Annotated in this window: 12 protein-coding genes and 1 pseudogene; 7 read left to right on the top strand and 6 right to left on the bottom strand. The window is 66.4% G+C overall.

The window, feature by feature from the left end; genetic code table 11:
- On the bottom strand, positions 1 to 947 hold a 947-nt coding region (locus V6M46_RS12755; protein WP_332665652.1), incomplete at its 3' end, for a CapA family protein.
- 40 nt (positions 948 to 987) lie between these two features.
- On the opposite strand from V6M46_RS12755, the gene V6M46_RS12750 reads away from it, so the two are divergent.
- Complete coding sequence (locus tag V6M46_RS12750; RefSeq protein WP_332665649.1) at positions 988 to 1,515, top strand: GNAT family N-acetyltransferase; 528 nt, start codon at positions 988 to 990, stop codon at positions 1,513 to 1,515.
- A gap of 1 nt (position 1,516) precedes the next feature.
- On the opposite strand, the gene V6M46_RS12745 is transcribed toward V6M46_RS12750, so the two are convergent.
- Positions 1,517 to 2,065 (bottom strand): PadR family transcriptional regulator, encoded by a 549-nt coding sequence (locus tag V6M46_RS12745; protein ID WP_332665646.1) that lies wholly within the window; start codon positions 2,063 to 2,065, stop codon positions 1,517 to 1,519.
- 49 nt (positions 2,066 to 2,114) lie between these two features.
- Here V6M46_RS12745 and V6M46_RS12740 point away from each other — a divergent pair, with 49 nt between their 5' ends.
- On the top strand, positions 2,115 to 3,200 hold the full coding sequence (locus V6M46_RS12740) for a WD40/YVTN/BNR-like repeat-containing protein (RefSeq protein ID WP_332665643.1): 1,086 nt from the start codon (positions 2,115 to 2,117) through the stop codon (positions 3,198 to 3,200).
- Between the two features lie 46 nt (positions 3,201 to 3,246).
- Entirely contained in the window at positions 3,247 to 3,714 is a 468-nt protein-coding gene (locus tag V6M46_RS12735) for a hotdog fold domain-containing protein (RefSeq protein WP_332665641.1), read from the top strand.
- On the opposite strand, the gene V6M46_RS12730 is transcribed toward V6M46_RS12735, so the two are convergent.
- The 4 genes from V6M46_RS12730 to V6M46_RS12715 form a co-directional block, all read right to left on the bottom strand.
- A complete protein-coding gene (locus V6M46_RS12730) occupies positions 3,711 to 4,580 on the bottom strand; it encodes an amino acid ABC transporter permease (RefSeq protein ID WP_332665638.1) in 870 nt (289 codons plus the stop codon). The genes V6M46_RS12735 and V6M46_RS12730 overlap by 4 nt on opposite strands.
- Positions 4,580 to 5,224 carry an amino acid ABC transporter permease gene (locus V6M46_RS12725; protein WP_332665635.1) on the bottom strand — a complete coding sequence of 215 codons (645 nt, stop codon included), beginning with the start codon at positions 5,222 to 5,224 and terminating at the stop codon, positions 4,580 to 4,582. The genes V6M46_RS12730 and V6M46_RS12725 overlap by 1 nt, the downstream gene beginning before the upstream one ends.
- 83 nt (positions 5,225 to 5,307) lie before the next feature.
- Positions 5,308 to 6,186, bottom strand: coding sequence for a glutamate ABC transporter substrate-binding protein (locus V6M46_RS12720; protein ID WP_332665633.1), 879 nt, complete (start codon positions 6,184 to 6,186; stop codon positions 5,308 to 5,310).
- 14 nt (positions 6,187 to 6,200) lie between these two features.
- Entirely contained in the window at positions 6,201 to 6,929 is a 729-nt protein-coding gene (locus tag V6M46_RS12715; protein ID WP_332665655.1) for an amino acid ABC transporter ATP-binding protein, read from the bottom strand.
- 403 nt (positions 6,930 to 7,332) lie between these two features.
- Here V6M46_RS12715 and V6M46_RS12710 point away from each other — a divergent pair, with 403 nt between their 5' ends.
- The 4 genes and pseudogenes from V6M46_RS12710 to V6M46_RS12695 all read left to right on the top strand — a co-directional run.
- On the top strand, positions 7,333 to 7,881 hold the full coding sequence (locus V6M46_RS12710; protein ID WP_332665630.1) for a hypothetical protein: 549 nt from the start codon (positions 7,333 to 7,335) through the stop codon (positions 7,879 to 7,881).
- A gap of 101 nt (positions 7,882 to 7,982) precedes the next feature.
- Positions 7,983 to 8,711, top strand: coding sequence for a GAF and ANTAR domain-containing protein (locus tag V6M46_RS12705; protein WP_332665627.1), 729 nt, complete (start codon positions 7,983 to 7,985; stop codon positions 8,709 to 8,711).
- Positions 8,712 to 8,771: 60 nt separating this feature from the next.
- Positions 8,772 to 9,647 carry a hypothetical protein gene (locus tag V6M46_RS12700; protein WP_332665625.1) on the top strand — a complete coding sequence of 292 codons (876 nt, stop codon included), beginning with the start codon at positions 8,772 to 8,774 and terminating at the stop codon, positions 9,645 to 9,647.
- Positions 9,648 to 9,694: 47 nt separating this feature from the next.
- Positions 9,695 to 9,967, top strand: a pseudogene (locus tag V6M46_RS12695) (tRNA (N6-isopentenyl adenosine(37)-C2)-methylthiotransferase MiaB); the annotation flags it as partial.

Genomic DNA, 9,967 nt, shown 5'->3' with positions numbered 1-9,967 from the left:
GGCGCGTTGATCCGGTTCGTGCCCGGACGATCGGCGGTGGCGGCGGGCGTCTCCCCGATCGAATCGGTGGCGATGAAGCCGATCCGGACGCCCTTGCGCTCGACGATGGCGGCCCGCCGTGCCTGCGCAAGGTCGGTACCGCCGCCGACGGGAGTGAAGCCGCCGGCGCGGAGCTCAGCGATCGTCTCGCCGATCGCCCGCTCCCCGTAGTCGCCGAGGTGGTTGTTCGCCACCGAGAGAACGTCGAATCCGGCCAGCTCGAGACCCGCGAGGACGTCGGGATCGGCCCCGAACGAGTCGCCGCCCTGCTGCGGTGCGCCCGACTTCGACAGGGTGGACTCGAGGTTGCCCACGGTGACGTCAGCCGCCGCAAGACGGCGCGCCATGGGGCGGAGCGCCGCAGCAGGGTCATCGGCACGCGCCAGGGACTCCCCGACCCGGCGTCCGAGCATGATGTCTCCGACGATCGATGTCGTGAGGACGGCGCCCGGGGGTGTGCGTGACTGCGTCGTCAGGGGATAGGCACCGGGGCGCCTGACGGGGGAGACGCGGCCGACCGTCACGGCCCGTACGCGAGGGGTCACCGCGGTCGCAGGCACGACCGCAAGCGTCCCGCGGCTCCTCTCGACGGTGGCGACCGCGGCGGCCGGGTCGGTCGCTGAGGGAATCTGCTCGGCCGCCTCCGCAACGCCCGCGGTGACGATGCGGAGCGGCGCAGTCTCCTGGCCGAGCGCTGACCAGTCACGCAGCTGTCCGGCGAGGACATCGCGTGCCTGGCGTTCGGTGAGGTCCACGGCGCCGCGCGACAGGTGGGTCACCAGGGCAATGGGCATGTCGTACGTCGGCGGCGTCGGTGGTGAGCTTGGCGGCTGTGCGCGCCGGTCCGTGTCGGTGCATCCCGCGAGCACGAGGCCGGCGAGGATCGAGATCCGTAGGACGATCGACATCGTCACCAGCCTAGGCGGCCGCTTCGCTAGTCTCGGTGGCGTGGATGGGTTCGAGTTCCGTCGCCTGGTCGACGCAGATCTCGACAGTCTCGTGCGCTGGATGGCCGCCGAGCACGCGCAGCCATGGTTCTGGGACGAGCCGCGATCCGTCGAGGGAGCCCGCAGGATCTACGCGAAGCAGCTCGCCGGGACCAGCGCCACCCGCATGTGGGTCGTGCTCCTGGACGGGAGGGAGATCGGGTACGTCCAGGACTACCCGGTCATCGCTTACGACGACTACGCCGTGCGTGTGCAGGATCCCGAGGCGATCGCGTTCGACTACCTGATCGGCGAGCCCGATCTGGTCGATCGTGGCATCGGCACGCGGATGATCACGGCCTATTGCCGCGACGTGCTGTGCCGGGACTTTCCCGACGCGCCGCGATTCGTCGCGAGCCCGGACGTCCGCAACAAGAGGTCGATCCGGGTGCTCGAGAAGTGCGGCTTCACCCCGGGTCTGTGGATCCAGCCGGAGTCGGTGCCCTATCCCGAGATCGTCTGCACGGCACCCCGGACGCTGTTCGAGTGACCTAGAGCGTACGGCGCAGCTTCTCGACGATCTCGACCTCGGCGTCGTAGTAGGCCAGGCCCCAGTCGGCGACCCGGGCCGGATAGGCGACCGCCTCCTTGTCGCCGAGCAGCTCGCGTACGCCTTCGAGCTCCTTGCGCCGCGCCGCGACTGCCTGGACGTAGCCGTCGAGCATCGCCTCGACCTCGCCAGGGCCCATGAAGCTGCCCATCATGAGGCGCAGCGCTATGGGGTGCTTGAGGATCGGGAACTCGTGCTGCGACGTGTGCAGCCAGGTCGTCAGCGCCTCGCGACCCTTGGGGGTGATGCGAAATCGCCGGGTCGAGCGCTTGCCGCGCGTGTCGTCATCGGCCTCGACGAATCCATTGCGGCGGAGCCGGTCGACCTCGGTGTAGATCTGGCTCATGGCGGGGGAGACCCAGTAGAAGCGCAGCGTACGATCCGCGCGCTGCTTGATCTCATAGCCGGTGAGGCCGTGCTCCGACGTCTCACTGTCGAACACCAGGAGTCCCAGCAGGGCATACGACGTCGTTGACAGGCTACTGGTCACGGACCTAGCGTACTGTTCCAATTAGGAATAAGCATGGAGGCGACGCGAGATGTCCGACACGGTGCTACTGGCAGGAACTCGCAAGGGGCTCTTCATCGGCCGGTCCGACGCCGATCGATCGTCGTGGTCGTGGGACAAACCGCTGTTCCCGATGGAGGAGATCTACTCCGCCGCGATCGACACCCGCGGCGCGACCCCGCGTCTGCTGGCCGGCGCGACCAGCCCGCACTGGGGCCCGCAGGTGTTCCGCTCCGACGACCTCGGGCGTACGTGGGACGAGACCAAGGGCGGAGCCGTCCGCTTCCCCGAGGACACCGGCGCGGCGCTCGAGCGGGTGTGGCAACTGCGGCCGGCACCTGAGGGGCAGGACGGCGTCATCTATGCCGGCACCGAGCCTTCCGCGCTGTTCCGCTCGACCGATCGCGGCGAGACGTTCGAGCTGATCCGCAGCCTGTGGGACCACCCGCACCGACCCAACTGGCGGCCAGGCGGCGGCGGACAGGCGATCCACACGGTGCTGCCGCATCCCACCGATCCCGACGTCGTGACGATCGCGATGTCGACCGGCGGCGTCTATCGCACCGAGGACGGGGGAGCGGCCTGGAATCCGTACAACCGTGGCATCGGCGCCGAGTTCATCCCGGGCGAGACGCCGGAGTACGGGCAGTGCGTCCACAAGGTCGCGATCGATGCCGGTGACCCCGACCGGATGTACGCGCAGAACCACGGTGGCGTCTTCCGCTCGGATGACGCGGGGCGCTCCTGGCAGTCGATCGCCGACGGACTCCCGGCCGACTTCGGCTTCCCGATCGTCGCCCACCCGCATCGCCCCGGCACGGTCTATGTCTTCCCACTCGTCGCCGACATCGAACGTTTCCCGCCGTCCGGCAAGCCCGCGGTGTGGCGGTCGGACGACGCCGGGGCGACCTGGGAGGAGACGGGTCCCGGGCTGCCGGCCGAGGCCTACACGGCGGTCCTGCGCGATGCGTTCGTGTCGGACCAGGCCGATCCGCTCGGCCTCTACCTCGGCACGCGCCACGGTGCGATCTGGGCCAGCAACGACGAGGGCGGCACGTGGGCCGAGATTCGCAGCAACCTGCCCGACGTGCTCTGCGTACGCGCCGCGGTGATCTGAGACTCAGACGCGCCCATCCGTGGTTACTTACGGGTAACGTTCGGGCATGGCCTCGACTCTCGCCCTGTACAAGAAGCTCACCGCGCTGCCCCAGGGCAAGCGACTGTTCTCGATCGCGTACGGCCAGAAGGCGCCGTACTTCTCCTCGATCCATCTCGAGGTGCAAGAGATGCAGCCGCACCTCGGGCAGATCAGGATTCCCAAGCGCCGCTCGGTCAAGAACCACATCGGCACGATCCACGCGATCGCGGCGTGCAACGGGCTCGAGGCGGCGATGGGTCTGCTGGCGGAGGCGACCTGCCCGCCGGACATGCGGTGGCTGCCCAAGGGCATGGAGGTCAGCTACCTCGCCAAGTCGACGACCGCGCTGACCTGTACGGCCGAGAGCACCGAGGCCGACTGGGCCAATGGCCCGGACGTGCCGATCAGGGTCAAGGCCGTCACGTCCGACGGCACCGTGACGGTCGAGGGCACGATCCACCTCTGGGTGACCCCGAAGTCGAAGAGGACCTAGGGAGCCCCGGTCGTCCCGGTGCCCATCGGCTGACTCTGGACGAGCCCGCCGACCAGCGGCAGGTCGATCTTCTGCTCGCCGACGAACCGCTTCTGGGCCCAGGTCGCGATCATGGACAGGATCAGGTTCAAGACGATGTAGATGACCGCAATGACGAAGGCAGTCTGGATCGTGTTGTTGAACGTCCGGAAGATTTCCTTGGCGGTATAGGTCAGACCCGTGGCCAGGACGGCGTAGCCGAGACTCGTGTCCTTGAGCGCAACGATTGCCTGGCTGATCAGTGCGGGCAACATGATCTTGACCGCTTGGGGGATCAGGATGATCCGCATGACCATGGACTTGCGCATGCCGATCGCATAGGCAGCTTCGGACTGGCCCTTCGGAACGGCATTGATGCCTGCGCGGAAGATCTCAGCGAAGACGGCGCCGTTGTAGAGGATGAGTCCGACGACCAGGGCGGTGAACCCCTTGGCGCCCTGCTCCGGGCCGATGTAGAACCAGGTCGCGACGATGAGCATCAGGAGCGGGACGGCTCGGAAGAATTCGACGACGACCCACGACGGCCACCGAAGGAGCCGATGATCGGACAACTTGCCAGCGCCGAAGATGACGCCGAACACGAGCGCTCCGATGATCGCGAGGACCGCTGACTGCAGGGTCTTGCCGAGGGCCTCGAGGATCAGCTGCATGATGTCGGGCGTGACGAAGGGCTCCCACAGGGCATACGCGAACTGGCCCTTGCGCTCGAGCTGCCAGATGATGCCGGCCAGGATCGCGAGCAGGATGATCGAGGAGATCACGGTGTAGACGCGGTGACGCGCCTTGGTCTTGGGGCCGGGCGCGTCGAAGAGTACGGATGCGGCCATCAGGCAATCCTCCAGTGGCGTTCGAGGAGTCCAGCAACGGTCGAGATGAGCTCGACGATGACGATGTAGCCGAGCGCTATGCCGCCGAAGATCCACCACAGCTGCGAGGTGTTGTCATTCAGGAGGCCTTTCATCAGCGCGGTGGCCTCGGCCATGCCGAAGACCGAGCACAAGGACGTGTTCTTGGTCAGGGCAATGAGGACGCTTGCGAGCGGTGGAACCACGGCTCGGAACGCTTGGGGGAGAACAACGTTCTGCATCGTCTGCGTGAATCCGAGGCCGACCGATCGCGCTGCCTCTGCCTGACCGAGGGGGATCGAGTTGACGCCCGATCGCAATGCCTCGCACACGAAGGTCGAGGTGTACATCGTGAGCGCCAGAATGTTCATCCAGAAGTAGCCCAGGTTGATGTCGAGCTTGGGGAAGCCGAACACCACGAGGAGCAGAAGCACCAGAAGCGGTGTGTTGCGGAAGACCGTGACGTAGAAGGCGGCTGCCTTGCTGAGCACGTCGATCGGGCCGACTCGCATGCCGGCAAGGATCGTTCCGAACACGAGCGACAGCCCACCGGCGACGAGGAACAACCGAAACGTCGTCAGGAATGCTTCGAGAAGCCGGTCGAAGTTGTCGATCAAGACCTGCACGCGCAGTCACGATCCTTTCTGGGTTGGCTCGGGCGGCCGAAACGGGCCGGGGTCGCGGTGAGGCGACCCCGGCACGATTCAGGTCAGGCGCAGGGATCCATCGCCGGCGGTTCGGGTGTTTCAGCGCCGGACTTGCCGAGCGTGGCCTCGAAGGCCTTGGCCCAGTCGCCGCTGTCCATTGCTTCCTGGACGGTGTCGGTCAGGAACTGGCACAGCTCGGGCTTGTCCTTGGCGTAGCCCATACCGATGCGCTCCTCGGAGAAGGGCTCACCGACAACCTCGAGCTCATCGGGGTTGAGTGCTGCGTAGCCCAGGAGGATCGAGCCGTCAGTCGTCATCGAGTCGATGGCGCCGTCGAGCACCTGGTCACGGCACTGGGAGTACGTCTCGAAGCCACGAACCTTGGCACCCTTTGCCTCAGCATTGGCGAGTGAGGTCGAACCAGTGACGGAGCAGACGTCCTTGCCCTTGATGTCCTCGACGCTCTTGATGCCGCTGCCCTTCTTGACGAGGAGCTGCTGACCAGTCAGGAAGTAGGGTCCGGCCTGACCGACGACTTTGCGACGGTCGTCGGTGATCGAGTAGGACGCGAAGACGAAGTCGACGGTGCCCTTCTCCAGGAACGGCTCACGGTTGTCCGAGATGGTCTCGACCCATTGAATGTCGCCCGCCTTGATGCCGAGCTTGGCTGCGACGATCTTGGCCATCTCGACGTCGAAACCGGTCGGCGCGTCGTCGCCAGCGGCCTTGAAGCCAAGACCCGGCTGGTCGTACTTGACGCCGATCTTGACCTTGCCCGATTCGGCGATCTCCTTCATGCGTGTGCCGTCTTCGAACTGGGCTGCGGCATTGGAGTCGACTTCGGTGTCTACGGGATCCTTGTCGTCCTCGCCGGCGTCTCCGCAGGCTCCGAGGATCAAGGCCGCGGCCGCCAAAATGACGGCAAAGCGTGTGCGCTTCATAGTTTTACCCTTCATCAGTGTTTAAGGATCTTGCCGAGGAAGTCCTTGGCTCGATCCGATTGCGGGTTGGTGAAGAACTCGTCCGGAGTGTTCTCCTCAACGATGCGCCCGTCAGACATGAACAGCACGCGATCGGCGGCCGTACGGGCGAAACCCATCTCGTGGGTCACGACGATCATCGTCATGCCGCCCTTGGCGAGGTCGATCATCACGTCGAGAACTTCTTTGATCATCTCGGGGTCGAGCGCGGATGTGGGCTCGTCGAACAACATGACCTTGGGGTCCATGGCGAGTGCTCGGGCGATCGCCACCCGCTGCTGCTGACCACCGGAGAGCTGGGCCGGGTACTTGGCGGCCTGGGTGGCGATGCCGACGCGTTCGAGGAGCTCGTGAGCACGCTTGTCGGCCACGGCCTTCTTGGCCTTGCGGACCTTGAGGGGGCCGAGGGTGACGTTCTCGAGGATCGTCTTGTGGGCGAACAGGTTGAACGACTGGAACACCATGCCCACGTCGGCGCGCAGCCCGGCCAGTTCCTTGCCCTCTTCGGGCAGCGTCTTGCCGTCGACCTTGATCTCGCCCTCTTCGATCGTCTCGAGCCGGTTGATGGCCCGGCAGAGCGTGGACTTGCCCGAGCCTGAGGGGCCGATCACGACGACGACCTCACCGGGGGCGACGTCGAGCTCGATGTCCTGAAGGACGTGGAGATCGCCGAACCATTTCTGAACGCCATGCATCGAAACCATGGGTGTTTGATCAACCATGCGGATCAACCTAGCCCCAAAGAACCAGTTCGTGGGAACCAGTTGCGTTACGAATCGAACTCGTTTGGAGCCGCGCAGGTCACATCTCGGCGTCGAATCTTCCGCCATACGAGGAAGACCGCTTACCTGGTTCGCAGCGGCAAACCGGAAAAGTTCAGTCCGCCTTCGGCAGTACGACCGAGGTTGCGCTGCCACCGAGCCAGCAGCTGAACCCGATCGGGATCTTCAGCCCTCCTTGACCATCTCGTCGAGGGCGTCGAGGGCGTCGAGGCACTGGCTGACCAGCACGTCGGGTCCGTGCTGACCGACGTGCTCAAGCCGGACGGTGTTTGCTGCAGGTTCCCAGCGGGTAGTGAGTCGGCTCCCGACTACTGAGGAGTTCTCGATGGCTCGCAACACCGTTTCCCGCTCATTGCACGACCTCGGCCTCGCCGCCTGGTTCGGCGGCACGCTGGCCAACGCGATCGCGCTGAACCCGGCCGCCGCGGCCGCGGATGGCCCGACCGACACTGGGGCCGTCGCGAATGTCGGCTGGGATCGCTGGACGCCGGTCAATGCTGCGGCCATCGGATCTCACGTCGCCGGCAGCATCGGCCAGATCCAGGGCAACCTGGGGCGCATCCAGGCGCAGAAGGGCGTCGCCTCGATGGCCCTGCTCAAGACCGGGCTGACCGCGGCAGCGCTGGGCGTTACCGCATACAGCCGACTGCTCGGCCGCAAGGTTTCCGAGCACACCCGCGTACCCGTCGAGTCCGGCACCGAGCCCGCGGCCGCGACACCTCCCGATGTCGCTGCAGCCCAGCGACAGCTCCGGATTCTTCAGTGGGCCGTGCCGGCCGTGACCGGGGCCCTGGTCGTCATCAGTGCGTTCGCCGGCGAGCAGGAGCGCGCCTCCGAGGTCAACAAGGGTCTGCTGCGGCGGATCGTCGCCTAGCGGAGGAGCGAGACACCCGTTCGCGCCGTCGAGGTACCCGGAGCGGGCCTATGCTTCAAGGGTGTGCCGCTGCCGCGGCGCGCGGGCGGAGGTGCACGAGCATGGCGTTCGACGATCCGAGCGTGTTCGCGAGCCTCGCCGAGTCGCTCGCCGACATCGAAGGCGTCACCGAGACGATCGACCAGATCGTGAGCTTCGCGGTTGAGGCGATCGACACCACGTACGGGGGCATCACGCTCATCAAGTCCGGCGGCCGCTCCTTCTCGACCGTCGGAGCGACGCATCAGTCCGTGATCGAGGCCGACCGGATCCAGTACGAGCTGCGGCAAGGGCCATGTGTCGACGCCGCCGCCGACGCCAAGATCGTCGTGTCGTCCTATCTCGCGACCGACGAGCGTTGGCCGAACTGGGGGCCGAAGGCCAGTGCCCTGGGGTTCAACAGCGTCCTGTCGGCCGAGCTGCATGCGCGGGGACGCCGCATCGGTGCGCTCAATCTGTATGGCACGTCGGAGGCGAACTTCAGTCCCGAGGACATCGCGCTCGCCGCGCTGTTCGCTCGTCAGGGTGCGCTCGCCCTGGGGTATGCCCGAAGCGAGGAGGGCCTGCGCGAGGCGCTCGAGACCCGTACGGTCATCGGCCAGGCGCAGGGCTTGCTCATGGAGCGCTTCGACATCGATCCCGATCGCGCGTTCGCGACACTTCGCCGCTACTCACAACACCACAACGTGAAGCTCAAGGTGCTGTGCCACAAGCTCGTCGAGACCCGAGCGCTGCCGTCGCAGGAAGTCGCTGAAACGCAGCTGGCCGAAGAGCTGCCCGAGACGGCCTGACGCCGCAACCGGGGCATGGTGTCGTTGCTCGAGTGGTCCAAGGGGTTGGGGCCTGCTGACATGACGGTAGACGGCCTGGCGAAGCTGGAGGCCGAGCTCTTCCGGCCCTACCCGGACGCGCAGCGGGCGATCGAGCAGGCGGTGGCTGAGTTCAAGCCCGAGGCACAGGAGATCGAGCGTCGGCATGACGGGCGTCGGCTGATGCGTCCGGTGCAGGCCCGGCATCATCAGAACCTGCGGTCGAACAACGTCGCGCTGGCGACGGTCGGCTTCCTCATCCTGTTGCTGACGACAACCGCGTTCGGCGCGGCCGTGCGGGGGCCTTTCGACCACGACTCGGTCGTCCGCGTGAATGCCGCTTTCCTCGCCATCGCTGCGGTGGGCTGCATCATCAAGCTGCTGTCCACGCTGCGCGACCGGGTCTGGGTGGGTGTCACGCCCCTCTGGGCGGTCAGCTCGGCTGTCCTCAGCATCATGGCCGCTCTCGTGACGCAGGCCAGGGCCGCCAAGGCGATCAGGGAGGATCTCGACAACCCGCTCGTGGTCATCTACGTGAGCACGGCGGTGATCGTCGCCTTCGGCGTGTTGGCGCTCATCCGCCATCGCCGGGCTCGTCGTGAGTTGAAGGGCGACCTCGCCGGTGTGCAGCCGAAGGTCGATGCGTACATGGGTGAGCTCGGTCCCGCGTACGCCGCGGCCCTGGCCCGCATCACGAGCGCGTTGGAGGCGATCGACCCCAAGACCCGCACGCGCCTCAGGCAGGAACGGGATCTGGTCGTCAACCACCTCGTCGCAAGCAGAGGGCTGACCCAGGGGGAGGTGCCCCCGCTCATGAACAAGAAGGCGCTGGGGGAGTTTCAGCTGTTCGCCGTCGCAGAGCCCATGCTGGGCGGAGGACCGTATCCGACCCGCGGACGCCCTCGTACGTCTGCCTGAGTCTGGGGACCACGGGTGCGGCTCGCCCCACGTACCATTGACCAGTCATGACGAAGACCTACGAAGTGCGCACCTACGGCTGCCAGATGAACGTGCACGACAGCGAGCGGCTGTCGGGCCTGCTGGAGACCGCGGGCTACGCCAAGGCTGAGGAGGGCACGCCCGACCTGGTCGTGTTCAACACGTGTGCCGTGCGGGAGAACGCCGACAACAAGCTCTACGGCAACCTCGGCCACATCGCGTCGGTCAAGGAGAAGAACCCCGGCATGCAGATCGCCGTCGGCGGCTGCCTGGCGCAGAAGGACCGCGACACGATCACG

The sequence above is a fragment of the Aeromicrobium sp. genome, assembly GCF_036676885.1.
Classification (GTDB): domain Bacteria; phylum Actinomycetota; class Actinomycetes; order Propionibacteriales; family Nocardioidaceae; genus Aeromicrobium.
Note: the sequence above shows the minus strand (reverse complement) of the source record. Positions and strands in the feature narration are given on the sequence as shown.

Bases quoted from the DNA above. Each gene is read 5' to 3' on its own strand.
- V6M46_RS12705 (WP_332665627.1), top strand. From the start codon at position 7,983: ATGGCGTTCGACGATCCGAGCGTGTTCGCGAGCCTCGCCGAGTCGCTC.
- V6M46_RS12715 (WP_332665655.1), bottom strand. From the start codon at position 6,929: ATGGTTTCGATGCATGGCGTTCAGAAATGGTTCGGCGATCTCCACGTC.
- V6M46_RS12740 (WP_332665643.1), top strand. From the start codon at position 2,115: ATGTCCGACACGGTGCTACTGGCAGGAACTCGCAAGGGGCTCTTCATC.
- V6M46_RS12730 (WP_332665638.1), bottom strand. From the start codon at position 4,580: ATGGCCGCATCCGTACTCTTCGACGCGCCCGGCCCCAAGACCAAGGCG.
- V6M46_RS12720 (WP_332665633.1), bottom strand. From the start codon at position 6,186: ATGAAGCGCACACGCTTTGCCGTCATTTTGGCGGCCGCGGCCTTGATC.
- V6M46_RS12710 (WP_332665630.1), top strand. From the start codon at position 7,333: ATGGCTCGCAACACCGTTTCCCGCTCATTGCACGACCTCGGCCTCGCC.
- V6M46_RS12700 (WP_332665625.1), top strand. From the start codon at position 8,772: ATGACGGTAGACGGCCTGGCGAAGCTGGAGGCCGAGCTCTTCCGGCCC.
- V6M46_RS12735 (WP_332665641.1), top strand. From the start codon at position 3,247: ATGGCCTCGACTCTCGCCCTGTACAAGAAGCTCACCGCGCTGCCCCAG.